Below are 26398 nucleotides of genomic sequence, written 5' to 3' on the forward strand. Positions count from 1 at the left end.
TCATGGATGTGACCGACCTGTTGGCCCGGGCCGTGGATGCGGGGGCTTCCGACCTGCATCTGGCGGCGGGCCAGATACCGATGTTGCGCCTGGATGGCGAGCTGCAGCGCATGGCCCTGCCGACCTTGGGCCCTGCCGCCTTGACCGAGGGCATGGCACCCATGCTGGATGAAGACCAGCGCCGACAGTGGGCCCAGGGTGATGAGCTGGACATGGCGCTGGAATTGCCGGTGCTGGGGCGCTTTCGGCTGAACCTGTTTCGCCAGTTGCATGGCCCTGCGGCCACCTTTCGCCTGATCCCGTGGCATATCGCCACGCTCGATGAACTCGACCTGGGGGATGTGTTTCAAGCTGTTGCGCAGTGCAGCGATGGCTTGATCCTCGTGGGTGGGCCGACCGGCAGCGGCAAGTCCAGCACCTTGGCGACACTGCTTGACCAACTGAACCGCGATCGGGCTCTGCATATCATCACCCTCGAAGACCCTGTCGAGGTTATCCACAGTAGCCAGCGCAGCCTGGTCAACCAGCGTGAGGTCGGCCGCCATTGCGGTGGGTTCGCCCAGGGGCTGCGCAGTGCCCTGCGTCAGGACCCGGATGTGATCATGATCGGTGAGCTGCGCGACCTGGAAACCATTCGCCTGGCTTTGCGAGCGGCCGAGACTGGGCACCTGGTGCTGGCGACCGTGCATACGCGTTCGGCGGTGAGCAGTATTGACCGGTTGGTGGAGGTGTTCGCTGCCGAAGAGAAGCCGCTGGTGCGGGCGATGCTGGCCGAGTCGTTGCGCCTGGTGGTGGCGCAGGTGCTGGTCAGGCGTGCGGGCGGTGGGCGGGTTGCTGCGCGGGAAGTGCTGGTGGTGACGTCAGCGGTGCGTAACCTGGTTCGGGAAGGGCGGATGGCGCAGTTGTGCTCGGTGATGCAGGCGGGTGGTGCGGACGGGATGCGGACGATGGAAAGGGCGATGCGGGGGTTGAAGGAGAGGGGGCTGATCAGCGATCTATAGTGCCTGTGCTGGCCCTTTCGCGGGTGAACCCGCTCCCACATGGATAACACAGCCTTCGAATGCTGTGGTGTACCTGTGGGGGCGGGTTTACCCGCGAAGAGGCCCGGACAGGAGAGCGCCGATCAGATCAGCGCTTGGCCAGGTTCAGCTGCTGCTGTTCTTTCGGCAGCACTCGCTTGGCCACCACGTAATGCTTCTGCCAGTAAGGCTTGCTCAGGGTGTCGATGCTTACCCGCTTGCCACGGCGTGGAGCATGGATGAAGCGGTCGTTGCCCAGGTAGATGGCAACGTGGTTCACCCGGCGGCTCTTGATGTTGAAGAAGATCAGGTCACCTGGCTTCAGGTCACCCTTGGCTACCTTGACGCCATGGCCCTGGGCCATGGCATTGGAGGTGCGCGGCAGGTCGACGTCGGCGACGTCGTTGAAGGCGTATTTGACCAGCCCGCTGCAGTCGAAGCCTTTCTTCGGGCTGCTGCCGCCCCAGACATAAGGGGTGCCGAGTACATTCACCGCACGGCTGAGCACATCGCTGCTCTGCTTCGGCGACATGGCGGCGACCGGCGCACCGGGCACGCTGCGGCTGCTGGCGGCATTGCTTGGGCGGGTGCGCAGCGCGGTCTGCTTGACCGGTGCGTGTCTTACCGAGGCATTGGTGGTGTAGCCGGTAAAACCATTGGGAAGACGTTGCTCACGATTGGTGGCGTGGGCGGCCAGGGGCAATAATAGGCAGAGGGTCAGCCATGTCTTGAGTAAAGGCGGCATAGATGAAGCTCTTATGAATAGTTATGTGTTGGGCGCGCAACTTTATAACAGCTTTTTGATCAATCTTTGATCCGTTGGTCGATTGCCCAGGTGCCGTACGTCGGCCTGCGACAAGAAAGTCACATTTTTTCTTAGAAAATTTTCGGATAACCCACGGGGGCTATGAATGAACAGTTATCAACAGGGGGCGCCGTTTCACGACACCCACAGCAAGACCATTGGCTACCTGCTATGGATTTTCGGCTTTACCGGGTCGCATCGTTTCTATTACGGCAAGCCGGTAACCGGCACCATCTGGTTCTTCACCCTGGGCCTGCTGGGTATCGGCTGGTTGATCGACCTGTTCCTGATCCCGTCCATGGACCGTGAAGCCGACCTCAGGTTCCAGTCCGGGCGCATTGACTACAACATCGCCTGGATCCTGCTGACCTTCCTCGGGGTGTTTGGGCTGCACCGGCTGTATCAGGGCAAGTGGATCACCGCGATCATCTACTTCTTTACCGGCGGGCTGTTCCTGGTGGGGGTGCTGTATGACTTCTGGACGCTGAACAGCCAGGTTTCCGAGCGGAATGCGGGGCGGGGTTGAGTTCACATGGGGGCTGCTTTGCAGCCCTATCGCGACACAAGGCCGCTCCTACAGGGATCGCGTAAACCCGACTTTCAGGTTTACCCGCACATTGTAGGAGCGGCCTTGTGTCGCGATAGGGGCGCAAAGCGCCCCCCGAATGCAGGTTACTGACGGGTCTGCCGCTGTTGCAGCAGCAGGTTGCTGAAACCTGCCCCAGCCAGTTGCTTCTGCGCCCCGGTCAGCTGCTCGCGGTTGCTGAACGGCCCCACCAGTACGCGGTACCAGGTTTCGTCCTTGACCGTGCCCGACTCCACCTTCACCGACTGGCCCAGCAGGATGATCTGCGCGCGCACCTTGTCGGCATCGGCCTGCTTGCGGAACGAACCAGCCTGCAGGAAGAACTGGGTGGTTGCCGCCGGCTTGATCACCGGTGGTGCCGGTGGCGGGGTCTGGCCCATCAGCGCCGCCTGGGCTCGCGCCGTGTCGATCTTCGCCGCTTCGGCCGGCGTCACCGGGGTCACCGGCTGGGCCGGGACAGGTGGCGTCTTCTCTGGCACGGCCTCCGGCGGCACGATCACCTCGGACTCCGGCAGCAGCGTGTAGAAGTCGTACTTCGGCTTCACCGGCTGCTGCGGGGTGGCCTGCGCCGGCTTGCCGGCTTCGGCCACTTTCTCCGCCTTCTGCTGCTCGGGCTTGGTGCGCTTGATGTCTTCGCCACCGGGCTCGAGCTTCATCAGGAACACGATGAACGCGCCTACGGTCAGGCCGACCGCCAGCCATACCCAACCGGGAATCGGCTGCTTGGCCGGCGCCGTCTGGCGGCTGGCGCCGCGTTTGGGTGCGGGTTTTTTCTTGGCAGCCAACTTACATGCGCTCCAGGGTTTCCAGGCCGAGCAGTTCCAGACCTTGCTTGAGAGTGCGGCCGGTCAGCGCCGCCAGGCGCAGGCGGCTCTGCTGCTGCTGCGGGGTTTCGGCGGCAAGAATCGGGCAATTCTCGTAGAAGCTGGAGAACAGGCCGGCCAGGTCGTACAGGTAGCTGCACAGCACGTGCGGCGTGCCCTTGTCGGCGACGTTGTTGAGGATTTCGCCAAACTGCGCCAGGCGCGCGGCCAGGTCTTGCTCGTGGGCAGCCTGCAGCACGATGTTGCCGTCGACTTCATCGAAGCCCTTGCCCAGTTTGCGGAATACGCCGGCCACGCGGGTGTAGGCGTACAGCAGGTAAGGCGCGGTGTTGCCTTCGAAGTTGAGCATCAGCTCGAAGTTGAAGCTGTAGTCGCTGGTGCGGTGCTTGGACAGGTCGGCGTACTTCACTGCGCCAATGCCCACCACTTCGCCGATGTGGCGCAGTTCTTCGTCGGCCAGGCTCGGGTTCTTTTCCTTGACCAGCGCGTAGGCGCGCTCCTTGGCCTCGGTGAGCAGGTCGATCAGCTTCACGGTGCCGCCGTCACGGGTCTTGAACGGGCGGCCATCGGCGCCGTTCATGGTGCCGAAGCCCATGTGCTCCATCTGCATCGGGTGGCCGACGAAGCCTGCGCGGCGTGCAACTTCGAACACCTGATTGAAGTGCAGGGCCTGGCGCTGGTCGACGAAGTACAGGGCGCGGTCTGCCTTGAGCACGTTGCTGCGGTAGCGCACGGCAGCCAGGTCGGTGGTGGCGTACAGGTAGCCACCGTCGGCCTTCTGCACGATCACCGGCAGTGGTTCGCCTTCGCTGTTCTTGAACTCGTCGAGGAACACGCACTGGGCGCCCTGGTCTTCGACCAGCAGGCCCCTGGCCTTGAGGTCGGCGACCACGTTGGCCAGGTCGTCGTTGTAGGCGCTTTCACCCATCACGTCGGCCATGGTCAGCTTGACGTTGAGCAGCTCGTAGGTCTTCTGGCAGTGCGACAGCGAAATGTCCTTGAAGCGCGTCCACAGGGCCATGCAGTCCGGGTCGCCGGCCTGCAGCTTGACCACCAGGCCACGGGCACGGGTGGCGAACTCTTCGGATTCGTCGAAGCGCTTCTTGGCGGCGCGATAGAAGTTTTCCAGGTCCGACAGCTCGTCGCTGGTGATCGGGTTTTCTTCCAGGTAGGCCAGCAGCATGCCGAACTGGGTGCCCCAGTCGCCCACGTGGTTCTGGCGGATCACGTCATCGCCGAGGAACTCCAGCACGCGCGCCACGCTGTCACCGATGATGGTCGAACGCAGGTGGCCGACGTGCATCTCCTTGGCCAGGTTGGGTGCCGACATGTCGATCACAACCTTTTGCGCAGGGCCGGCCTTGCGCGCGCCCAGGTGGGCGTCGGCCAGTGCGGCATCCAGGCGGTTGGCCAGGGCGTCGGTGTTCTGGAAGAAGTTGAGGAAGCCGGGGCCGGCGATCTCGACCTTGCTGATGTCGGCGCTGGCCGGCAGGGCATTGATCAGTTTCTCGGCCAGGTCGCGCGGCTTCATGCCGGCCGGCTTGGCCAGCATCATGGCGATGTTGCTGGCGAAGTCGCCGTGGGTCTTGTCCCGGGCGTTTTCCACCTGGATCGCCGGCGACAGCCCTTCAGGCAGCACACCGTCGGTGACGAGTTGGGTGAGGGCTTGCTGGATCAGCTGGCGAATGGTGTCTTTCATGGGGATCTCTTTTCGACCGCAAGCGCGGTGGAGCGCTTGGATGCGCAGGTGGAAAAACTGGGCATTATCCGTGGCTGGGGGCGGGTTGCCAACCTTTGGGGGTTGCTTGCCTTGAGAATGCCGGGGCCGCTTTGCGGCCCATCGCGACACAAGGCCGCTCCTACAGGCGTTACGCGCCCCCGTGTAGGAGCGGCCTTGTGCCGCGATGGGCTGCAGAGCAGCCCCAACGTCAGTACAGGTCGACTGGATCGACATCCAGCGACCACCGCACCTGGCGCCCGCTCGGCATCTGCTCCAACACTAGCAACCAGGCGCTGATCAGTCGATGCAAAGGCGCCCGCGTATTGGCCTGTATCAACAGTTGCGCGCGGAAGCGCCCGGCGCGGCGCTCCATCGGTGCTGGCACCGGCCCCAGCAACTCGATGCCGGGCAGGCGCTGTTCGGCCACCAGGCGCTCGGCGGCGGCGCAGGCCTCGTCGAGGAAACCTTCGGCCTGCCCGGGCTTGTGCGCTTCGGCGCGCAGCAGCGCCAGGTGCGAGTAAGGCGGCAGCCCGGCGGCGCGGCGTTCGTCCAGGGCCTGCTCGGCGAAGGCGAAGTAGCCCTGCTCGGTAAGCTGCACCAGCAGCGGATGGTCGGCCAGGTGGGTCTGGATGATGACCTTGCCGGGTTCCTCGGCTCGCCCGGCCCGCCCGGCAACCTGCACGATCAGCTGTGCCATGCGTTCGCTGGCGCGGAAATCGCCGGAGAACAGCCCGCCATCGGCATCGAGGATGGCCACCAGGGTCACCCGCGGGAAGTGATGGCCCTTGGCGAGCATCTGGGTGCCGACGAGGATGCTCGGCTGGCCGCGCTGGATGGTGCTGAACAGGTTGTGCATGGCGTCCTTGCGCGCCGTGCTGTCGCGGTCCACACGCAGGATCGGGTAATCCGGGAACAGCACTTTCAGGCGTTCCTCGGCACGCTCGGTGCCGGCGCCGACCGGGCGCAGGTCAACGTGGTTGCACTGCGGGCACTGCTGCGGCAGGTGCTCGTCATAGCCGCAATGGTGGCAACGCAGCACGCCGGAGCGCTGGTGCACGGTCATGCGCGCATCGCAGCGCGGGCATTCGGACAGCCAGCCGCAATCGTGGCAAAGCAAGGTCGGGGCGAAACCGCGGCGGTTGAGGAACACCAGCACTTGCTGGCCCGCTTCCAGGGTTTGGCGGATGGCCTGCTGCAGTGGGCCGCTGATGCCGCTGTCCAGCGGCAGGCTCTTCACATCCAGGCGCAGCATGCGTGGCGGGCGGGCACCGCCGGCGCGCTGGTTCATGCGCAGCAGGCGGTAGCGACCGGTCAGGGCGTTGTGCAGGGTTTCCAGCGATGGCGTGGCAGAACCGAGCAGGATCGGGACGTTTTCCTGGTGGGCGCGCACCAGCGCCAGGTCGCGGGCGTGGTAGCGCAGGCCTTCCTGCTGTTTATAGGAACCGTCGTGCTCCTCGTCGATGATGATCAGGCCGGGGTTCTTCATCGGCGTGAACAGCGCCGAGCGGGTGCCGATGATGATGTCGGCCTCGCCGTCCCTGGCTGCCAGCCAGGCATCCAGGCGTTCGCGGTCGTTCACCGCCGAATGCAGCAGGGCGATGCGGGCGTTGAAGCGTTGCTCGAAGCGGGCCAGGGTCTGCGGGCCGAGGTTGATCTCCGGGATCAGCACCAGGGCCTGCTTGCCGGCTTCCAGTGTTTCGCGGATCAGCTGCAGGTACACCTCGGTCTTGCCGCTGCCGGTGACACCGGCCAGCAGGAAGGCGCCGAAGCCGCCAAAGCCTTCGCGCACGGCGTCGAAGGCGCCGCGTTGCTCTTCGTTGAGCGGCAGTTCCGGCTGTGCCAGCCAGTGTTCGTGGCGCAGCGACGGCAAGTGGCGGCGGACCTCGATCTGCACCAGGTCCTTGGCCAGCAGCAGGTCCAGGCTGTCCTTGTTCAGGTTGAGCTTGGCCAGCAGGCTGTGGGCCACGCCGTGCGGGTGCTGGGCCAGGGTCTTGAGGGCATCGCGCTGGCGTGGTGCGCGGGCGATGCGCGGGTCTTCCAGACGAGCGCCGGGGGCGACGTGCCAGAAGCGCTCCTGGCGCATCTCGGCGGGTTCGCCCTGGCGCAGCAGGGTCGGCAAGGCCCAGCTCAGGGTGTCACCCAGGCTGTGTTGGTAGTACTGGGCGGTCCACAGGCACAACTTGAACAGCGACGGCGGGATCGGCGACACCGGGTCGAGCAGGGCGCTGGCCGGCTTGAGCTTGTCGGCGGGCACTTCGCTCTGCTCGCACACCTCCACCAGCACGCCGATCATTTCGCGGCGGCCAAATGGCACGCGAATGCGCATGCCCGGGGTCAAGGCCTGGCGCGCCATGCTTGCCGGCGCCTTGTAGTCGAACAGGCGACGCAGCGGGGAGGGCAGGGCAAGGCGCAGGATGACGTCGGACACGCGGAAAGTCTCGGAGGGCGTTTCAAAGACTGGCGAGCCTAGCAGACGACGGTCGGTGCAAGCGACAACTTGCGTTGGCGTGATGCTCTGGTATTATTCGCCGCCTAATTACGTGCGGTATTCAACAATTGGTGTTGGGTGGCGGCACGCAGCTCGAGGAAGTGACCATGAAAGCAGATATTCATCCGAACTACGAAGTAGTTGCAGTCACCTGCAGCTGCGGCAACAAGTTTGAAACCCGTTCGACCCTGGGCAGCACCCTGGCGATCGACGTTTGCAACCTGTGCCACCCGTTCTACACCGGTAAGCAGAAAGTCCTGGACACCGGTGGTCGCGTACAGAAGTTCGCCGATCGCTTCGGTATGTTCGGTACCAAGAAGTAATCATGCGCATGGCGAACCCCTCGGGTTTCGCATTGCTGCAAAAAAAGGCGCCCCTTGTGGGCGCCTTTTTTATGGGCGTCATCTGGCATTTCCCGGCCCTGGCGTTCTGCCCGCTACCAGGCAGCCCTCAGCAGGTGGCGGTGCGCCAGGTGGTCGATGGCGATACCTTGCGTCTGGTCGATGGCCGCAGCGTGCGACTGATCGGCATCAATGCCCCGGAAATCGGCCGTAACGGGCGCACCAGCGAGCCCTATGCCGAGGCCGCCAGGCAGCGTTTGCAGGCCTTGGTCAAAGCCAGCGACGGGCGTATCGGGCTGGAGCCGGGCGTAGAGGCCAGGGACAAATACGGCCGCACGCTGGCGCATATCTACGGCCGCAATGGCGACAATATCGAAGCACAGTTGCTCAGCGAGGGCTTGGGCTATCGCGTCGCGGTTGCCCCAAATGTGCGCCTCAGCGCTTGCCAGCAGCTTGCCGAGCAGGCTGCGCGCAAGGCTGGCTCCGGGCTGTGGCGTCGTTCGCCGGTGGTGCGTGCCGGGGATGTCCGGCAGTCGGGTTTCGCGGTCATTGCGGGCCGCATCGAAGGCGTGGAGCGCAACCGTGGCGGGGTCTGGCTGAACCTGGACGGTGCGGTGGTGCTGCAGGTTCCCGCTCGTCTGCAGCGCAACTTCCCCGCCAGCTTCTTCGATAACCTCAAGGGACGCCAAGTCGAGGCGCGTGGCTGGGTGCTGGATCGTTCCCGCAAGGGCGGCCTCAAGCCCGGGCAGCGACGCTGGCTGTTGCCGTTGACCGATCCGAGCATGTTGGAACGCATTTCAGGCTAAAAGATGTAGACATTTCGCTATTGGATTGTACACACTGTTAGCCGTATGCCCCGTGGGTTATAGCGTAAAGTCGTAGGCTAAAGGCCTTGACACAAGTGACCGACCAGTCTTGTGGCTCCCCGGCTCTTTGCGTATCCTCGGCGGTCCGTCAGAACAGTAAATAGCGGAATGCCCACCATGTCAGACCTGAAAACCGCCGCTCTCGAATATCACGCTCAACCTCGTCCGGGGAAACTGAGCGTCGAACTTTCCAAGCCCACCGCCACCGCCCGTGACCTCGCTCTGGCCTACAGCCCAGGTGTTGCTGAGCCCGTGCGTGAAATCGGCCGTGATCCAGAGCTGGCTTACAAATACACCGGCAAAGGCAACCTGGTTGCGGTGATTTCCGATGGCACCGCCATCCTCGGTCTGGGTGACCTCGGCCCACTGGCTTCCAAGCCGGTCATGGAAGGCAAGGGTGTTCTGTTCAAGCGTTTCGCCGGTATCGACGTGTTCGACATCGAAGTGGAATCGGAAAGCCCGCAGGCGTTCATCGACACCGTTCGCCGCATCTCGATCACCTTCGGTGGCATCAACCTCGAAGACATCAAGGCGCCTGAGTGCTTCGAAATCGAGCGCACCCTGATCGAACAGTGCGACATCCCGGTATTCCACGATGACCAGCACGGTACCGCCATCGTGACCGCGGCCGGCATGATCAACGCCCTGGAAATCGCCGGCAAGAAGCTGGAAGACGCCAAGATCGTCTGCCTGGGTGCCGGCGCTGCTGCCATCTCCTGCATGAAGCTGCTGGTGAGCATGGGCGCCAAGGTCGAGAACATCTACATGATCGACCGCAGCGGCGTGATCCACGCTGGCCGTGACGACCTGAACCAGTACAAGGCGCAGTTCGCCCACGCCACCGACAAGCGCACCCTGGCTGACGCCCTCGACGGTGCCGACGTGTTCGTAGGCCTGTCCGGCCCGAACCTGCTGAGCGCCGAAGGCCTGAAGTCGATGGCTGCCAACCCGATCGTGTTCGCCTGCTCGAACCCGGACCCGGAAATCTCGCCAGAGCTGGCGCATGCCACTCGCAGCGACGTGATCATGGCTACCGGTCGTTCCGACTACCCGAACCAGGTCAACAACGTACTGGGCTTCCCGTTCATCTTCCGTGGTGCCCTGGACGTTCGCGCCAAGCGCATCAACGAAGAAATGAAAATCGCCGCCGCCATCGCCCTGAAAGACCTGGCCAAGCTGCCAGTGCCGAAGGAAGTGTGCGAAGCCTACGGCGTACAGGCTCTGGAATTTGGTCGTGAGTACATCATTCCGAAGCCGCTGGACGCTCGCCTGATCACCGTCGTTTCCGACGCTGTGGCCAAGGCCGCCATCGAATCCGGCGTGGCTACCCTGCCGTATCCGAAGCACTACCCGCTGACCAGCGTGGATGACGTGTTCAAAGGCTGATTGCTGCCTGGCGACACAAAAAGCCCCGGCTCGTATGAGCCGGGGCTTTTTGTTTACACGCTGCACTGATGATGCGGTCCCTTGTAGGAGCGGCCTTGTGTCGCGAAAGGGGTGCGAAGCGCCCCCGGGGTTCATGCATCAAGCAGACATTGCTGGGTCCGCTTTGCGGCCCTTTCGCGACACAAGGCCGCTCCTACACGGATGGCGTTAACCTTCAGAACAGATCCATCGGCGCCGCTTCATCCGCCGGCAACGGGCTGCCCGGTGCTGCGCCAGTGCCCAGTTCGTCCACCGACGGCGGCGAGTCTTCGGCCTTGAACAGCTCGAAGTAGGCATTCGGCGTGCTCGGCGAAGCGGCACGGCCGCTGACCGGGTCGACGCGCAGGCTGAGGATGCCTTCCGGCTCTGCCGGGGCATGCGCAGGCTTGTCCTTGAGTGCTGCGCCCATGAAGCTCATCCAGATCGGCAGTGCCGCGGTGCCGCCGTACTCGCGGCGACCAAGGGTTTCGGGCTGGTCGAAACCGACCCACACGGTGGTCACGTAGTCGGCGTTGTAGCCGGAGAACCAGGCGTCCTTGGACTCGTTGGTGGTACCGGTCTTGCCTGCCAGGTCGGTGCGGCCCAGGGCCAGCGCCCGGCGGCCGGTACCGCGCTTGATCACGTCCTGCAGCATGCTGGTGAGGATGTAGGTGGTGCGCCCGTCGATGATCTGCTCGGCCACGGCCGGCGCCTGCGGTGCAGACGCCACCGGGCTGAAGGCGGCGGGTGCCTCGCCCGGCATGGCAGCGGTGCTGATCGGCTGTTCGGGCGCGGCCACACCTGCCTGGTCCTCGGCACCTTGCGGTACCCGGGCCGGGTTGGCGGTGAACAACGTCTCGCCGCTGCGGCTTTCGATGCGTTCGATCAGGTACGGGGTGATCTTGTAACCGCCGTTGGCGAAAGTGCTCCAGCCTGTGGCGATTTCCATCGGGGTCAGGGTGGCGGTGCCCAGTGCCAGCGACAGGTTGCGCGGCAGGTCCTGCTTGTTGAAGCCGAACTTGGCGATGTAGTCGATGGTGCGGTCCACGCCCATGGCCTGCAGCAGGCGGATCGACACCAGGTTGCGCGACTTGTACAGCGCTTCGCGCATGCGGATCGGGCCAAGGAAGGTGTTGGTGTCGTTCTTCGGTCGCCAGACCTTGTCCAGGTACTCGTCGACGAACACGATCGGTGCATCGTTGACCAGGCTGGATGCGGTGTAGCCACTGTCCAGGGCGGCGCTGTAGATGAACGGTTTGAAGCTCGAGCCCGGCTGACGCTTGGCCTGCATGGCGCGGTTGTAGTTGCTCTGCTCGAACGAGAAGCCGCCGACCAGGGCGCGGATGGCGCCGTTGTAAGGGTCGAGGGTGACCAGCGCACTCTGCGCGCCAGGTACCTGGCTGAACTTGAACTTGCCATCCTCCAGGCGCTGCAGGCGCACCAGGTCGCCGACCTGGGCCACGTCTGCCGGCGACTGCGGCGCACGGCCCTGGGAGTTGCTGTTGATGAACGGGCGCGCCCATTTCATGGTGTCCCAGGCCACCTGCTCTTCCTGGCCGCTGCGGGTCAGCACCTTGAGGCCGGTTTTTTCGACCTGGGTGACGATGGCCGGCTCCAGGCCGCCAAGGCTGCGCTGCTTGCCCAGCTCCTGCAGCCAGGCCGCCTGGGTGCGGCCCGGGAAGCGTGCTTCGGGGCCGCGGTAGCCGTGGCGCTCATCGTAGTCGGAGAGGCCGTTGAGGATGGCCTTGTTGGCCATTTCCTGCATGTCGCTGGGCACCGTGGTGGTGACGCGGAAGCCTTCGGTGTAGGCGTCGCTGCCGTAGCGGCCGACCATTTCGGCGCGGGCCATTTCGGCGATGTAAGGCGCATTCACTTCAGGCGTGGGCACGTGGTAGCTGGCGTTGAGCGGCTCGGCCAGGGCGGCCTGGTAGCTGGCTTCGTCGATCTTGCCCAGCTTGTACATGCGGCCGAGGATCCAGTCGCGGCGCTCCTTGGCGCGCACCGGGTTGGCCAGCGGGTTGAAGCGCGAGGGTGCCTTGGGCAGGCCGGCGATCATCGCCATCTGCGCCAGGCTCACGTCGCGGATCGACTTGCCGTAGTACACCTGCGCGGCGGCATCGATACCGTAGGCGCGGTTGCCCAGGTAGATCTTGTTCACGTACAGCTCGAGGATCTCGTCCTTGGTCAGCTCACGCTCGATCTGCAGGGCCAGCAGAATCTCGTTGGTCTTGCGCGAGAAGCTGCGCTCGCTGGTGAGGAAGAAGTTCTTCGCCACCTGCATGGTGATGGTACTGCCGCCGGTCTGGATATGGCCGGTTTTCACCAGCTGGGTCGCGGCGCGCATCAGGCTGCTGGGGTCGACACCATAGTGGTTGAGGAAATTGTCGTCCTCGGCCGACAGGAGCGCCTGGATGAATTGTGGGGGAATTTCCGCAAAGCGGATCGGCGAGCGGCGCATTTCGCCGAACTCGGCAATCAGCTTGCCGTCGCTGCTGTACACCCTGAGGGGGATCTGCAACTGGATGCTTCTGAGCGACTCGACCGAGGGCAGGCTGGGGCTAAGATACAGAAACGCACCGCTCACACCGAGTACGAGCGCGCAAATGACTGCGACGGAAGACCACCAGAAGAACTTCAGCAGACGTATCAAGGCTTTTCGGTGTCCAGGTTGGGAGTGGATTGCACGCAGGTCCGGCGGACCAAAAAACGCTGGGCATTATAAGCATTTTTTCGCCTCTCCGGGTTACCGGCCAGGCTGCCCGTCGCCTCGATGGGCCGGCGCGGCCTAGTATTGACGCGGGGTTGGGGCAGGTAGCCGCGACAGATGGCGGCGACAGACAACAAGGATGCCACGATGCTAGGACGCTTCGGCAAGGATGCCGGTTCACTCGTGGGGGTGGAAATTGCCCCCGACTCCGTTCGGATTGTGCAACTGCAGCGGCGTAACCGGCGCTGCCGTGTGCTTGCCTCGGTACAAGAACCGTTCGAATCACCGGCTGGCAGTGACTGGGCGGCAGAGCCTGGCGCCGTGGCGGCTGCCTTGAGGCGCGCCTACCGACGCAGCGGCCTCAGGCAGCGCCGGGTCGCGCTGGCACTGCCGGGCAACCAGGTGATCTGCAAGCTGTGCCACCTGCCAGTGGAACAGGGCGGGGCAGAAATGGAGGCGCAACTGCTGGCTGACGCCGAACGGTTGTTTCCATTTCCGCTGGAAGACCTGGCCCTGGATTTTCAGGTACTGGGAGGCTCTCGTGTCCAGCCGGGCTGCGCCGAGGTGATGGTGGCTGCGTGTCGGCAGAGTGCACTGGCGCCACTTGAGGGCATCGTCGAGGAGGCCGGATTGCAACTGGAGGCCGTGGAGGTCGACAGCATTGCCTTGGGGCGCATGCTGCCGCTGGGCAGGCACCAAAGCTCGGCGCTGCTGCGTATCGAGGCGCAAAGCACCACCCTTCATGGCTGGCAGTCGGGTCGGCCTCAGCAACGGCGTGAGCTGAACTTGGGGCTGTCGACGATAGCGGGGGCGCTGCCGGAGCGCCTGCTGGCCTTGCTCGCTGGTGAGCCTTTGCCCGATTGTCTGTTGATCGCCAGCTGTTCTCCGATCGAACCAAGCCAGTTGCAGAGCCTCGGCTCCCGGTTGAACCTGCCGTGTCGCCTGGTACCCGACCTGGCGCGCGTGGAACACGTCGATGGCGCGATGATCCTGGCGTGCGCCCTGGCTCTCGGAGGGTTGCGCCGATGATGCGGCTGAACCTTCTTCCCTGGCGCGAACGGCAACGCCAGGCTGCGTTGCGATCTTTCCGCAGGCAACTGGTCGCCGGCGCGCTGCTGGCCCTGTGTGGCGTGACGCTGGTCGACCAGCTGGCCCGCCAGCGCGGGCAGCAGCAGGCGCTGGCCAATATCCGGCACCAGGCGGCCCTTGAGGTGTTGGGCGAGCAATTGCAGCCGCTGGCCGATGTGCGTGCGCAGCATGAGGCGCTACTGGCACGTGCGGTGGCGCTGGAAGGCCTGCGTGCCAACCAGGATGTGCTGGCCGGGGTGTTCGCTGACCTCGAGCGGGCGTTGCCAGTGGGTGTGCAACTGCTCGACCTCAGCCTGGAAGACGGCAGCCTGCAGATGACCGGGCTGGCTACGTCCGGTGCCGTGGTCGCGCAGTTCATGCGGGACCTGAGCCGCTCGAGTGCGCTGGTTGGTCTGGAACTCAAGCGCATCAGGAGCCTGCCGGGCGGCGATGAATTCCTGCTGGGCGCGCGCGTTTCGGCGTTCTGGTCGTGAATGCTGCACAGGTGCTCGGCTGGCTGGCCATGGCCGAGCGCTCCAGCCGCTTCAGGCAACTGACGCCAGTGCTGGTGGCCTTGGCGTTGTTCTGCCTGGGCTGCGCCATACGTCTCCCGGCAGCGCTGCAGCAGCAGGCGCAGGAGGAGGCTCGGCACGCCGAGTTGCACGAACAGCATTCAGCCGGCGCGGTGCAGCTGGCCGAGCTGGAGCAACTCCACGCGTCTGTGGCCATTGCCGAACGACGCTTGCGGGAGGCGCACTGGCACCTGGCGGCCGGGGAGGGCATGAGCGACCTGCTCGAGCGCCTGGCAGCGTCGGGGCATGCGCATGGTTTGCTCATCGAGCGCTTCGATGTACATGAAGACGAACAACAGGCTGGCTTGCGCAAGGTACCGCTGGAGCTACAGGTGGTGGGGCGATACGCGGCCTTGCGCCAGTGGTTGGGCGACTGGTTGGGCCAGGCGCGTGTGCTGCGCAGCGGTGACCTGCAGCTGGCTGCAGCCGATGGCAAGCCTGGCCTGCTGCGCCTGCAGTTGCGGGTTGATGCCTATCAGGCGCTGGCGCCAGTGCCGGAGCCTGCGATGCTTGCGCGCATGCCGGCCAGGGGCGTGACGGCAGCGCCCCCGGTGGACCCGTTTGCGCCCGGGGCGACGCGATTGACGGGTAGCGGGTTGGCCGACGTGCCTTTGGCGCAACTGGAGATGGTCGGCAGCCTGTCGCGTGGGGCGGAGCACGAAGCACTGCTGATGGCGGCCGGCAGGCTCTATCGCGTGCGCCCTGGTGACCGGGTCGGGCGCGACCAAGGTGTGGTGGCGAGGGTTGATCAAGCCCAGGTCGAAGTACGCGAACGGCTGTTCATGGCAGGGGTGTGGCATGAACGCACGGCGTTCATCACACTCGCAAAGCACCTGGGCAAGGAGGCCCCGGACGACGATGAAAACATTGATGAAATGGATGCTGGCAGCCCTGCTGCCGGTCCCGCTGGCGTCGGCGACGCCTTATCAGGGTGAACCACTGTCGCTGAACTTCCAGGATGTGGAAGTGCGCTCGGTGCTGCAGGTGCTGGCTGACTATGCCGGCGTCAACCTGGTAGCCAGCGATGCCGTGCAGGGTAGTGTCACCTTGCGTTTGCAGGACGTGCCATGGGACCAGGCGCTGGACCTGGTGCTGCGCAGCAAGGGCCTGGCCCGGCGCCAGGAGGGCAATGTGCTGCTGGTGGCGCCTGCGGCCGAGTTTGCCGCGCAGTCTGTCGATGCTCGTGTGGGCCAGGCGCTGGATGCGCAGTTGCAGCCGTTGCGCCGGGAGCTGTTGCCCATCCATCACGCCAAGGCCGCCGAACTTGCGGAGCTGCTGCTGGCGAGCCTGGCAGATGACGGCATACTCACCGGTCGGGGCAGCCTGAGTGTCGATGAGCGCACCAATACGCTGGTGGTGCATCAGCCGGCCGACCGCCTTGCCGAGCTGAGGCAACTGGTGGCGCAGCTGGATGTGCCGGTGCGTCAGGTGGCGATCGAGGCGCGTATCGTCGAGGCCAACGTCGATTACGAAAAAAGCCTGGGGGTGCGCTGGGGTGGGCCGCTTTACGTTGAAGACCCGCTGCCGGGCAAGGACCTGTTCGTCGACCTCGGGGTGGAGCGGGTGGGCGGCAGCATCGGCCTGGGCCTGCTGCGTGGCGACGTGCTGCTCGACCTGGAGCTCAGTGCCATGGAAAAGAGCGGCAACGGCGAAATCATCTCGCAGCCCAAGGTGGTCACGGCCGACAAGGAAACCGCCAGGATCCTCAAGGGTACCGAGGTGCCGTACCAGGAAACCAGCAAGAGCGGCGCTACCTCGGTAGCGTTCCGCGAAGCCTCGCTGTCGCTGGAGGTGACCCCGCAGATCACCCCGGACAACAAGGTGATCATGACCGTCAGGGTGACCAAGGACGAGCCGGATTACGTCAATGCCTTGAACAACGTACCGCCGATCCGCAAGAACGAGGTCAATGCCAAGGTTCGCGTGGTGGACGGTGAAACGATCGTGATTGGTGGTGTGTACTCGACTTCGCAAAACAATGTGGTCGACAAGGTGCCATTTTTCGGCGATCTGCCGTATGTTGGGCGGCTGTTTCGACGCGATGCATTACAAGAGAAAAAATCCGAGCTGCTGGTCTTCCTGACTCCGCGTATCATGAGTGACCAGGCGATTGCTGTGAGTCGTTGATTCTGTGCGAAATTTGATACTTGTGGGGCCCATGGGCGCTGGTAAAAGCACCATCGGACGCCTATTGGCCAAAGAGCTGCGCCTGCTGTTCAAGGATTCCGACAAGGAAATCGAACTGCGATGCGGCGCCAACATCCCGTGGATTTTCGACAAGGAAGGCGAGCCGGGTTTCCGTGACCGCGAGCAGGCGATGATCGCCGAGCTGTGCGCACTCGACGGCGTGGTCCTGGCGACCGGCGGTGGCGCGGTAATGCGCGAAGCCAACCGCCAGGCCCTGCACCAGGGTGGCCGGGTAATCTACCTGCATGCTTCGGTGGAACAGCAGGTTGGCCGCACCGCGCGTGATCGCAATCGCCCCCTGCTGCGCACCGCCAATCCCGAGGCGACCTTGCGCGCCCTGCTGGAAACCCGCGACCCGCTCTACCGCGAGATCGCCGACCTGGTAGTGGAAACCGACGAGCGGCCGCCACGCATGGTGGTGATCGATATTCTCGAGCGCTTGCAGCAGTTGCCGCCCCGTTAGCCCGGGACTATTCTCGGCCACCAGCGCCGAGGCGAGGTTCAACGTTACCGCGCGGGTGCCTGAACGGCGCCGCGCCCAAGTACATTGTGGGGATACATGCAGACACTAAAGGTCGACCTGGGCGAGCGTAGCTACCCGATCTACATTGGCGAAGGCCTGCTGGACCAGCCCGAGCTGCTGGCGCCGCACATCGCCGGGCGGCAGGTTGCCATCGTTTCCAACGAGACCGTCGCGCCCCTGTATCTCGAACGCCTGAGCAAGACCCTGGGTGCCTATTCGGTGCTGCCGGTGGTATTGCCCGATGGCGAAGCCCACAAGAACTGGGAAACCCTGCAACTGATCTTCGATGGCCTGCTGACTGCACGGCACGACCGCCGCACCACCGTGGTCGCCTTGGGTGGCGGCGTGATCGGTGATATGGCCGGCTTCGCTGCCGCCTGCTACCAGCGCGGCGTCGACTTCATCCAGGTGCCGACCACCTTGCTGTCCCAGGTCGACTCTTCGGTCGGCGGCAAGACCGGCATCAACCACCCGCTGGGCAAGAACATGGTCGGTGCCTTCTACCAGCCCAATGCGGTGCTGATCGACACCACCAGCCTCAAGACCCTGCCGGCGCGCGAGCTGTCCGCAGGCCTGGCCGAAGTGATCAAGTACGGCCTGATCTGCGACAAGCCGTTCCTCGCCTGGCTCGAGGACAATATGCAGGCGCTGCGTGCCCTCGACCCGGTGGCGCTGACCGAAGCCATCCGCCGCTCCTGCGCGGCCAAGGCCGCGGTGGTGGGTGCCGACGAGCGCGAGTCTGGCGTACGCGCCACGCTGAACCTGGGGCATACCTTCGGGCATGCCATCGAGACCCACATGGGTTACGGCGTGTGGCTGCACGGCGAAGCCGTGGCGGCAGGCACGGTGATGGCCCTGGAGATGTCCATGCGCCTTGGCTGGATCGACCAGGCCGAGCGCGATCGCGGAATCCGCCTGTTGCAGGACGCAGGTTTGCCGGTGGTGCCACCACAGGAAATGACCCCGGCGCATTTCATGGAGCACATGGCGGTCGACAAGAAGGTGCTCGACGGCCGTCTGCGTCTGGTGCTGCTGCGCCAGATGGGCGAGGCCGTGGTGACCGACGACTATCCGAAAGAGATTCTACAGGCCACGTTGTCGGCGGATTACCGCGCGATCGTGGCCCAGCTTTGAGGTTGTGACAGCGCAATGACCAGTTTGCATGCCGATGAGGCCTTTCTCGACCATTACCAGTTGAGCCACGATCCGTTCGCGCCCCGCGTGCCCGGCTTCAAGTTCTTCCCGGCCCAGCGCAAGCCCGTGCTCGGCCAACTGCACCACCTGGCGCGCTACAGCCAGCTGATGCTGGTTGTCACCGGCCCGCTGGGCAGCGGCAAGACCCTGCTGCGCCAGGCCCTGGTGGCCAGTACCAACAAGCAGGCGGTGCAGAGCGTGGTGGTGTCCGCCCGTGGCGCCAGCGATGCCGCCAGCGTACTCGGCCAGGTCGCGCAGAGCCTGGATGTGGCCGAGGCCGAAATGCAGGCGATCCTGGCCAAGGTGGTGCAACTGGCACTGACCGGCCAGGAAGTGTACTTGCTGGTGGACGATGCGGAACAACTCGACGAGTCGGCACTCCAAGCGTTGCTGGAATTGGCGGCGGGTGTGCCGGAAGGGCGCCCGCATGTGTTCCTGTTCGGTGAGCCGTCGCTGATTGCCGGGCTGGACGAGATCAATATCGAGGAAGAACGCTTCCACATCATCGAACTCGCCCCCTACAGTGAAGAAGAAACCCGCGAGTACCTGGAGCAGCGCCTGGAAGGTGCTGGCCGGGGCATCGAGGTGTTCAGCCGTGAACAGATCGTCGATATCCATGAAAACTCTGACGGCTGGCCTGGCAACATCAACCAGGTCGCCCGTGACACTTTGATCGAAGCCATGATCGCCAGCCGCTCGACGGCCAAGCGACCATCCATGGGGTTCAAGATGCCTAAAAAACATGTGCTCGCGCTGTCCGCTGTGGTTGTGGTCGCCGTTGCGGCCGCGGTGTTGATGCCGAAGAAAGGTGACAAGGCGCCTGCCGAAGCGCCTGCCGCCCAGGCCCAGTTGCCGCTTGGCGAGGGCCAGGGCAATGGTGGCAACCCGGCCATCGAGTTCTCGGGTTCGTCCCAGCCGATGCCGCTGCCGCTGGTTGGCCAGTCGCAGCCGGTGATGCGCGAGCCGCTGGCCCAGGCCGCGGGCATGGGTGAGGGTGAAGAGGGCAGCCCGGCCGGTGATACCGCCCTGCAGCCAGGCAACCCGCCGCCAACCGTGACCACCATCGCACCGCCGCAAGGTGTGCCAGCGGGCCCGGCACCGGTACCTGCCCAGCCAGTAGCCGCGGCGCCAGCCCAGCCGGTACAGCCGCAACCGCAGCCGGTTGCGCCTGCGCCAAAACCTGTCGCAACCCAGCCTGCCAAGCCGGTTGCGCCAGCCAAGCCTGCACCAGCACCGACTCAGGTCGCCGTGGCCAAGCCGGCCGCCAAACCTGTCGAGAAGCCGGCCACCGGTGGCAGCGGTAACAGCGGCTGGTACGCCGGGCAGAAACCGGGCAATTACGTGGTGCAGATCCTGGGTACCAGCTCCGAGGCTTCGGCCCAGGCGTTCGTCAAGGCCCAGGGTGGCGACTATCGCTACTTCAAGAAAAACCTGCAGGGCAAGCCGCTGTACGTAGTCACTTACGGCAACTTCGCCAACCGCGACGCAGCAGTTGCGGCAATCAAGAACTTGCCAGCGAAGGTCCAGGCTGGTAAACCTTGGCCACGTACCGTCGCCAGCGTCCAACAAGAGCTGGCCTCGGCCCGCTGATACCTTCCGGGCGGCACCACCCCGCCGCCCAGTTGCTGAGCGATTACCGACTTTCGACTAGCCTGCTGCGTTGTCACGCGGCAGGCTTTTCTGTCCCAGACTGCTTGCCACAAGCCTTACTTGCAGTCATGGCTGAAACGCTTCAGACTCGAGCCAAGCCGCTATCACGGCGCATGGCGCAAAAACATTCAAAATTGCGACATAAATTTTCAATGGTGAGACATGAAAATTTGTGGGCATCGCTGTCGCTGTGCAACAATGGTTTTCCATGGCCACCGCAAAAAAGCTGGCGTTTGATCGGCGTGGATGGTAAGTGGTTGTTAAAAAAGAGATTTACCTCCGTTGAGAGGTGAACCTGGTGAGAATGTGTCTATGAAAACAGGTCTGTACCATCCCGAAGAATTCAAGGACAACTGTGGTTTTGGCCTGATCGCCCATATGACGGGCGAACCGAGCCACCACCTTCTGCAAACCGCCATGCAGGCACTGACCTGCATGACGCACCGCGGCGGTATCAACGCCGACGGCAAGACCGGTGACGGTTGCGGTCTGCTCATGCAGAAGCCCGATCAATTCCTGCGTGCCGTGGCCCAGGAGCACTTCGCTGTCGAGCTGCCCAAGCAGTACGCCGTCGGCATGGTGTTCTTCAACCAGGACCCGGTCAAAGCCGAAGCCGCCCGCGCCAACATGGACCGCGAAATCCTCGCTGCTGGCCTGAAGCTGGTCGGCTGGCGCAAGGTGCCGATCGATACCAGCGTGCTCGGCCGCCTGGCCCTTGAGCGCCTGCCGCAGATCGAGCAGGTATTCATCGGCGGTGAAGGCCTGAGCGACCAGGAATTCGCCATCAAGCTGTTCAGTGCCCGTCGCCGTTCGTCCGTGGCCAACGCCCACGACGCCGACCACTACATCTGCAGCTTCTCGCACAAGACCATCATCTACAAAGGCCTGATGATGCCGCGCGATCTCGCGGCCTTCTACCCAGACCTGGGTGACGAGCGCCTGCAAACCGCGATCTGCGTGTTCCACCAGCGCTTCTCCACCAACACCCTGCCGAAATGGCCGCTGGCGCAGCCGTTCCGCTTCCTCGCCCACAACGGCGAGATCAACACCATCACCGGCAACCGCAACTGGGCCATGGCCCGTCGCACCAAGTTCGCCAACGACCTGATCCCCGACCTCGACGAGCTCGGCCCGCTGGTCAACCGCGTCGGTTCCGACTCCTCGAGCATGGACAACATGCTGGAGCTGATGGTCACTGGCGGCATCGACCTGTTCCGTGGCGTGCGCATGCTGGTACCGCCAGCCTGGCAGAACGTCGAGACCATGGACGCCGACCTGCGCGCCTTCTACGAATACAACTCCATGCACATGGAGCCGTGGGATGGCCCGGCCGGTATCGTAATGACCGAAGGCCGCCATGCGGTGTGCCTGCTCGACCGTAACGGCCTGCGCCCGGCGCGCTGGGTGACCACCAAGAACGGCTACATCACCCTGGCGTCGGAAATCGGCGTATGGGACTACAAGCCCGAGGACGTCATCGCCAAGGGCCGCGTCGGCCCGGGCCAGATCTTCGCCGTGGACACCGAAACCGGCCAGATCCTCGACACCGACGCCATCGACAACCGTCTGAAGTCGCGCCACCCGTACAAGCGCTGGCTGCGTCAGCACGCCACGCGCATCCAGGCGACGCTGACCGATGACCAGGGCGTGGCCAGCTACGACGCTGACCAGCTCAAGCAGTACATGAAAATGTTCCAGGTCACCTTCGAAGAGCGTGACCAGGTGCTGCGCCCGCTCGGCGAGCAGGGCCAGGAAGCGGTCGGTTCGATGGGTGACGACACGCCAATGGCCGTGCTGTCGCAGCGCGTGCGTTCGCCGTACGACTTCTTCCGCCAGCAGTTCGCCCAGGTGACCAACCCGCCGATCGACCCGCTGCGCGAAGCGATCGTCATGTCCCTGGAAATCTGCCTGGGTGCCGAGCGCAACATCTTCCAGGAATCCCCGGAGCACGCTTCGCGGGTAATCCTCAGCTCGCCGGTCATCTCGCCCGCCAAGTGGCGTTCGCTGATGAACCTGGAGCGCGAAGGTTTCGACCGCCAGCTGATCGACCTCAACTATGAAGAGAGCGTCGGCCTGGAAGCGGCCATCCGCAACATCGCCGACCAGGCTGAAGAAGCCGTGCGCGCTGGCAAGACCCAGCTGGTGCTGAGCGACCGCTACATCGCCCCGGGCAAGCTGCCGGTGCACGCCTCGCTGGCCGTTGGTGCGGTGCACCACCGCCTGACCGAACAGGGCCTGCGTTGCGACAGCAACATCCTGGTGGAAACCGCCACCGCCCGCGACCCGCACCACTTCGCCGTGCTGCTGGGCTTCGGTGCCTCGGCCGTTTACCCGTACCTGGCCTATGAAGTGCTGGCTGACCTGATCCGTACTGGCGAAGTGCTGGGCGACCTGGACGAAGTCTTCAAGTACTACCGCAAGGGCATCTCCAAGGGCCTGCTGAAGATCCTGTCGAAGATGGGTATCTCCACCATCGCCTCGTACCGTGGCGCGCAGCTGTTCGAAGCCATCGGCCTGGCCGAGGAAGTGGTGGGCCTGAGCTTCAAGGGCGTTTCCAGCCGCATCAAGGGTGCGCGTTTCGCAGACCTGGAAAGCGACCAGAAGCTGCTGGCAGCCGAAGCCTGGAGCGCGCGCAAGCCGATCCAGCAAGGCGGCCTGCTGAAGTTCGTCCACGGTGGCGAATACCACGCCTACAACCCGGACGTGGTCAACACCCTGCAGGCCGCCGTGCAGCAGGGCGACTACGCCAAGTTCAAGGAATACACCACGCTGGTCGACCAGCGCCCGGTGTCGATGATCCGCGACCTGCTGAAGGTGAAAGTGGCCGACCAGCCACTGCCGCTGGAGCAGATCGAGCCGCTGGAGGCGATCCTCAAGCGCTTCGACTCCGCCGGTATCTCGCTGGGTGCTCTGTCGCCAGAGGCCCACGAAGCGCTGGCCGAGGCGATGAACCGCCTGGGCGCGCGTTCCAACTCTGGCGAGGGCGGTGAAGACCCGTCGCGCTACGGCACCATCAAGAGCTCGAAGATCAAGCAGGTGGCCACCGGCCGCTTTGGCGTGACCCCGGAGTACCTGGTCAACGCCGAAGTGCTGCAGATCAAGGTTGCCCAGGGCGCCAAGCCCGGTGAAGGCGGCCAGCTGCCAGGCGGCAAGGTCAACGGCCTGATCGCCAAGCTGCGTTACGCGGTACCGGGCGTGACCCTGATCTCGCCACCGCCGCACCACGACATCTACTCGATCGAAGACCTGGCCCAGCTGATCTACGACCTCAAGCAGGTCAACCCGCAGGCCCTGGTTTCGGTCAAGCTGGTGGCAGAAGCCGGCGTCGGCACCATCGCCGCCGGTGTGGCCAAGGCCTATGCCGACCTGATCACCATCTCCGGCTACGACGGTGGTACCGGTGCTTCGCCGCTGACCTCGATCAAGTACGCCGGCGCCCCATGGGAGCTGGGCCTGGCCGAGACCCACCAGACCCTGCGCGGCAACGACCTGCGCGGCAAGGTACGGGTACAGACCGACGGTGGCCTGAAGACCGGCCTGGACGTGATCAAGGCAGCCATCCTCGGCGCCGAAAGCTTCGGCTTCGGTACCGCGCCGATGATCGCCCTGGGCTGCAAGTACTTGCGCATCTGCCACCTGAACAACTGCGCCACCGGTGTGGCCACCCAGAACGACAAGCTGCGCAAGGACCACTACATCGGCACCGTCGACATGGTGATCAACTTCTTCACCTTCGTCGCCGAAGAAACCCGTGAGTGGCTGGCCAAGCTGGGCGTGCGCAGCCTCGGCGAGCTGATCGGCCGTACCGACCTGCTCGACGTGCTGCCAGGCGATACCGAGCGCCAGCAGTACCTGGACCTGTCGCCGCTGCTGGGCAGCTCGCACATCCCGGCTGACAAGCCGCAGTTCTGCGAAGTCGACAAGAACCCGCCGTTCGACCAGGGCGAGCTGGCCGAGAAAATGGTGGAAATGGCCATGCCGGCCATCCGCGACCAGGCCGGTGGCGAGTTCAGCCTCGACATCTGCAACTGCGACCGCTCCATCGGTGCGCGGGTGTCGGGCGAAATCGCCCGCCTGCATGGCAACCAGGGCATGGCCGCGGCGCCGATCACCTTCCGCTTCAAGGGTACTGCGGGCCAGAGCTTCGGCGTGTGGAACGCCGGTGGCCTGAACCTGCACCTGGAAGGCGACGCCAACGACTACGTCGGCAAGGGCATGACCGGTGGCAAGGTCACCATCGTGCCGCCAGCCGGCAGCCCGTTCGAAACCCAGCACAGCGCCATCGTCGGCAACACCTGCCTGTACGGCGCCACCGGCGGCAAGCTGTTCGCCGCTGGTACTGCTGGCGAGCGCTTCGCTGTACGTAACTCCGGCGCCCACGCTATTGTCGAGGGCACTGGCGATCACTGCTGTGAATACATGACCGGCGGCTTTGTCTGCGTGCTGGGCAAGACCGGTTACAACTTCGGTTCTGGCATGACTGGCGGCTTCGCCTACGTGCTCGACATGGACAATACCTTCGTCGACAAGCTCAACCATGAGCTGGTGGAAATCCAGCGTATCAGTGGTGAAGCGATGGAGGCCTACCGCAGCCACCTGGCGCGGGTCCTTGCCGAGTACGTGGAAGAGACCGGCAGCGAGTGGGGGCGTGAGCTCTCGGAGAACCTGGACGACTACGTGCGGCGCTTCTGGCTGGTCAAGCCGAAGGCAGCCAACCTGAAGCAACTGCTGTCCAGCACCCGTGCCAACCCGCAGTAACAACAGCTGCAAGTGACGGCCCCGTGCGCGGGGCCTGTCGTGCTCAAGTGATCGTCTTGCAGCTTGCAGCCTGAGGCTGGCAACTGCGGTAAAGAGGTTTTGAAAAATGGCTGAACGTCTGAACAACGACTTCCAGTTCATCGAAGTGGGCCGCAAGGACCCGAAGAAAAAGCTGCTGCGCCAGCGCAAGAAGGAGTTCGTGGAAATCTACGAGCCGTTCAAGCCGCAGCAGTCCGTGGAGCAGGCGCACCGCTGCCTGGGCTGCGGTAACCCGTATTGCGAATGGAAGTGCCCGGTACACAACTTCATCCCCAACTGGTTGAAGCTGGTTTCCGAAGGCAACATCCTGGCCGCGGCGGAACTGTCGCACCAGACCAACACCCTGCCGGAAGTGTGCGGCCGCGTATGCCCGCAGGACCGCCTGTGCGAGGGTGCCTGCACCCTGAACGACGGCTTCGGTGCGGTGACCATCGGCTCGGTGGAGAAGTACATCACCGACACCGCCTTCGCCATGGGCTGGCGCCCGGACATGTCCAAGGTCAAGCCAACCGGCAAGCGCGTCGCCATCATCGGTGCCGGCCCGGCCGGCCTGGGCTGTGCCGACGTGCTGGTACGTGCCGGCGTGACCCCGGTGGTGTTCGACCGCAACCCGGAAATCGGCGGCCTGCTGACCTTCGGTATTCCCGAGTTCAAGCTGGAAAAGACCGTGCTCAGCAACCGCCGTGAAGTGTTCACCGGCATGGGCATCGAGTTCCGCCTGAACACCGAGGTGGGCAAGGACGTGACCATGGAGCAACTGCTCGCCGAGTACGACGCGGTGTTCATGGGCATGGGTACCTACACCTACATGAAGGGCGGCTTCCCGGGCGAGGACCTGCCGGGCGTGCATGATGCGCTGGACTTCCTGATCGCCAACGTCAACCGCAACCTGGGCTTCGAGAAGTCGCCGGAAGACTTCGTCGACATGCAGGGCAAGAAGGTGGTGGTACTGGGCGGTGGTGACACCGCGATGGACTGCAACCGCACCTCGATCCGCCAGGGCGCCAAGTCGGTGACCTGCGCCTATCGCCGTGACGAGGCCAACATGCCGGGCTCGCGTCGTGAGGTGAAGAACGCCAAGGAAGAGGGCGTGAAGTTCCTCTACAACCGCCAGCCTATCGCCATTGTCGGCGAGGACAAGGTCGAAGGCGTGAAGGTGGTCGAGACTCGTCTCGGCGAGCCGGATGCCCGTGGCCGTCGCAGCCCGGAGCCGATCCCGGGGTCTGAAGAGATCCTGCCGGCCGATGCCGTGGTCATCGCCTTCGGCTTCCGCCCAAGCCCGGCGCCGTGGTTCGAGCAGCATGGCATCCAGCTGGATAGCCAGGGCCGCGTGGTGGCACCGGAGAAGGGCAAGTTCAAGCACCAGACCAGCAACCCGAAAGTGTTTGCCGGTGGCGACATGGTGCGTGGGTCGGACCTGGTGGTGACGGCTATCTTCGAAGGGCGTACTGCTGCTGAGGGTATCCTGGACTACCTGGAAGTCTGATCGATTGTCGGGGCCGCTTTGCGGCCCATCGCGACACAAGGCCGCTCCTACAGGGGATCGCGTACTTCCTGTAGGAGCGGCCTTGTGTCGCGATGGGCTGCAAAGCAGCCCCCAAAGGCATTTTTGTATACAAAAATCCTTGATCCATGGCATCCAATAGA

19 protein-coding genes are annotated in these 26398 nt (G+C 64.2%); 14 read left to right on the forward strand and 5 right to left on the reverse strand.

Annotated features, from left to right (window positions below; all coding sequences use genetic code 11):
* Positions 1-2 precede the first annotated feature (2 nt).
* Positions 3-1001: a type IV pilus twitching motility protein PilT gene (locus tag ABIB24_RS11220; RefSeq protein ID WP_354316454.1), complete on the forward strand. Its 999-nt coding sequence runs from the start codon at positions 3-5 to the stop codon at positions 999-1001.
* Positions 1002-1128: 127 nt separating this feature from the next.
* Here the strand turns inward: ABIB24_RS11220 and ABIB24_RS11225 are convergent, their stop codons facing one another.
* Positions 1129-1764, reverse strand: a complete 636-nt coding sequence (locus tag ABIB24_RS11225) for a C40 family peptidase (RefSeq protein ID WP_025340966.1) — start codon at positions 1762-1764, stop codon at positions 1129-1131.
* Positions 1765-1930: 166 nt separating this feature from the next.
* Here ABIB24_RS11225 and ABIB24_RS11230 point away from each other — a divergent pair, with 166 nt between their 5' ends.
* Positions 1931-2350: an NINE protein gene (locus ABIB24_RS11230; protein WP_013974614.1), complete on the forward strand. Its 420-nt coding sequence runs from the start codon at positions 1931-1933 to the stop codon at positions 2348-2350.
* A gap of 146 nt (positions 2351-2496) precedes the next feature.
* Here ABIB24_RS11230 and ABIB24_RS11235 read toward each other — a convergent pair whose 3' ends face one another.
* The 3 genes from ABIB24_RS11235 to ABIB24_RS11245 form a co-directional block, all read right to left on the reverse strand.
* Positions 2497-3195: an SPOR domain-containing protein gene (locus ABIB24_RS11235; protein ID WP_025340965.1), complete on the reverse strand. Its 699-nt coding sequence runs from the start codon at positions 3193-3195 to the stop codon at positions 2497-2499.
* A gap of 1 nt (position 3196) precedes the next feature.
* Positions 3197-4933 (reverse strand): arginine--tRNA ligase, encoded by a 1737-nt coding sequence (argS, locus tag ABIB24_RS11240; RefSeq protein ID WP_137162586.1) that lies wholly within the window; start codon positions 4931-4933, stop codon positions 3197-3199.
* A 229-nt stretch (positions 4934-5162) separates the two neighbouring features.
* Entirely contained in the window at positions 5163-7382 is a 2220-nt protein-coding gene (locus ABIB24_RS11245) for a primosomal protein N' (RefSeq protein WP_274119833.1), read from the reverse strand.
* Positions 7383-7549: 167 nt separating this feature from the next.
* On the opposite strand from ABIB24_RS11245, the gene rpmE reads away from it, so the two are divergent.
* The 3 genes from rpmE (at position 7550) to ABIB24_RS11260 (ending at position 10035) form a co-directional block, all read left to right on the forward strand.
* Positions 7550-7765 (forward strand): 50S ribosomal protein L31, encoded by a 216-nt coding sequence (gene rpmE / locus ABIB24_RS11250; protein ID WP_003257833.1) that lies wholly within the window; start codon positions 7550-7552, stop codon positions 7763-7765.
* A 2-nt stretch (positions 7766-7767) separates the two neighbouring features.
* Positions 7768-8589 carry a thermonuclease family protein gene (locus tag ABIB24_RS11255; RefSeq protein ID WP_137162584.1) on the forward strand — a complete coding sequence of 274 codons (822 nt, stop codon included), beginning with the start codon at positions 7768-7770 and terminating at the stop codon, positions 8587-8589.
* A 177-nt stretch (positions 8590-8766) separates the two neighbouring features.
* A complete protein-coding gene (locus ABIB24_RS11260) occupies positions 8767-10035 on the forward strand; it encodes a malic enzyme-like NAD(P)-binding protein (RefSeq protein ID WP_137162583.1) in 1269 nt (422 codons plus the stop codon).
* Positions 10036-10249: 214 nt separating this feature from the next.
* Here the strand turns inward: ABIB24_RS11260 and ABIB24_RS11265 are convergent, their stop codons facing one another.
* Positions 10250-12700, reverse strand: coding sequence for a penicillin-binding protein 1A (locus ABIB24_RS11265; protein ID WP_420793911.1), 2451 nt, complete (start codon positions 12698-12700; stop codon positions 10250-10252).
* Between the two features lie 207 nt (positions 12701-12907).
* Between ABIB24_RS11265 and pilM the strand changes: the two genes are divergently transcribed.
* From pilM to ABIB24_RS11310, 9 genes are all read left to right on the forward strand, one after another.
* The gene (pilM, locus tag ABIB24_RS11270) at positions 12908-13789 is read left to right on the forward strand and encodes a type IV pilus biogenesis protein PilM (RefSeq protein WP_137162581.1); all 882 of its coding nucleotides are present in this window, start codon (positions 12908-12910) and stop codon (positions 13787-13789) included.
* Positions 13786-14322, forward strand: a complete 537-nt coding sequence (locus ABIB24_RS11275) for a PilN domain-containing protein (RefSeq protein ID WP_137162580.1) — start codon at positions 13786-13788, stop codon at positions 14320-14322. The genes pilM and ABIB24_RS11275 overlap by 4 nt, the downstream gene beginning before the upstream one ends.
* Before the next feature lie 11 nt (positions 14323-14333).
* The gene (locus ABIB24_RS11280; protein WP_137164748.1) at positions 14334-15335 is read left to right on the forward strand and encodes a pilus assembly protein PilP; all 1002 of its coding nucleotides are present in this window, start codon (positions 14334-14336) and stop codon (positions 15333-15335) included.
* On the forward strand, positions 15259-16527 hold the full coding sequence (locus ABIB24_RS11285; RefSeq protein WP_137162579.1) for a type IV pilus secretin PilQ: 1269 nt from the start codon (positions 15259-15261) through the stop codon (positions 16525-16527). Before ABIB24_RS11280 ends, ABIB24_RS11285 begins: the two co-directional genes overlap by 77 nt.
* Before the next feature lie 4 nt (positions 16528-16531).
* Positions 16532-17050, forward strand: coding sequence for a shikimate kinase AroK (aroK, locus tag ABIB24_RS11290; RefSeq protein ID WP_025340956.1), 519 nt, complete (start codon positions 16532-16534; stop codon positions 17048-17050).
* Positions 17051-17146: 96 nt separating this feature from the next.
* Positions 17147-18244 carry a 3-dehydroquinate synthase gene (aroB, locus tag ABIB24_RS11295; RefSeq protein ID WP_015272135.1) on the forward strand — a complete coding sequence of 366 codons (1098 nt, stop codon included), beginning with the start codon at positions 17147-17149 and terminating at the stop codon, positions 18242-18244.
* A gap of 15 nt (positions 18245-18259) precedes the next feature.
* A complete protein-coding gene (locus ABIB24_RS11300) occupies positions 18260-19894 on the forward strand; it encodes an SPOR domain-containing protein (protein WP_137162578.1) in 1635 nt (544 codons plus the stop codon).
* Positions 19895-20266: 372 nt separating this feature from the next.
* Positions 20267-24712 carry a glutamate synthase large subunit gene (gltB, locus tag ABIB24_RS11305; protein ID WP_274078224.1) on the forward strand — a complete coding sequence of 1482 codons (4446 nt, stop codon included), beginning with the start codon at positions 20267-20269 and terminating at the stop codon, positions 24710-24712.
* Between the two features lie 106 nt (positions 24713-24818).
* Positions 24819-26237, forward strand: coding sequence for a glutamate synthase small subunit GltD family protein (locus ABIB24_RS11310; protein ID WP_013974599.1), 1419 nt, complete (start codon positions 24819-24821; stop codon positions 26235-26237).
* Positions 26238-26398: the final 161 nt, after the last annotated feature.

Source organism: Pseudomonas sp. UYEF17, assembly GCF_040546125.1.
Lineage (GTDB): Bacteria > Pseudomonadota > Gammaproteobacteria > Pseudomonadales > Pseudomonadaceae > Aquipseudomonas > Aquipseudomonas putida_Z.

Coding starts and splice junctions, on each gene's coding strand:
- ABIB24_RS11220 (WP_354316454.1), top strand. CDS start 3: ATGGATGTGACCGACCTGTTGGCCCGGGCCGTGGATGCGGGGGCTTCC.
- ABIB24_RS11225 (WP_025340966.1), bottom strand. CDS start 1,764: ATGCCGCCTTTACTCAAGACATGGCTGACCCTCTGCCTATTATTGCCC.
- ABIB24_RS11230 (WP_013974614.1), top strand. CDS start 1,931: ATGAACAGTTATCAACAGGGGGCGCCGTTTCACGACACCCACAGCAAG.
- argS (WP_137162586.1), bottom strand. CDS start 4,933: ATGAAAGACACCATTCGCCAGCTGATCCAGCAAGCCCTCACCCAACTC.
- rpmE (WP_003257833.1), top strand. CDS start 7,550: ATGAAAGCAGATATTCATCCGAACTACGAAGTAGTTGCAGTCACCTGC.
- ABIB24_RS11255 (WP_137162584.1), top strand. CDS start 7,768: ATGCGCATGGCGAACCCCTCGGGTTTCGCATTGCTGCAAAAAAAGGCG.
- ABIB24_RS11260 (WP_137162583.1), top strand. CDS start 8,767: ATGTCAGACCTGAAAACCGCCGCTCTCGAATATCACGCTCAACCTCGT.
- pilM (WP_137162581.1), top strand. CDS start 12,908: ATGCTAGGACGCTTCGGCAAGGATGCCGGTTCACTCGTGGGGGTGGAA.
- ABIB24_RS11275 (WP_137162580.1), top strand. CDS start 13,786: ATGATGCGGCTGAACCTTCTTCCCTGGCGCGAACGGCAACGCCAGGCT.
- ABIB24_RS11285 (WP_137162579.1), top strand. CDS start 15,259: ATGAAAACATTGATGAAATGGATGCTGGCAGCCCTGCTGCCGGTCCCG.
- aroB (WP_015272135.1), top strand. CDS start 17,147: ATGCAGACACTAAAGGTCGACCTGGGCGAGCGTAGCTACCCGATCTAC.
- ABIB24_RS11300 (WP_137162578.1), top strand. CDS start 18,260: ATGACCAGTTTGCATGCCGATGAGGCCTTTCTCGACCATTACCAGTTG.
- gltB (WP_274078224.1), top strand. CDS start 20,267: ATGAAAACAGGTCTGTACCATCCCGAAGAATTCAAGGACAACTGTGGT.
- ABIB24_RS11310 (WP_013974599.1), top strand. CDS start 24,819: ATGGCTGAACGTCTGAACAACGACTTCCAGTTCATCGAAGTGGGCCGC.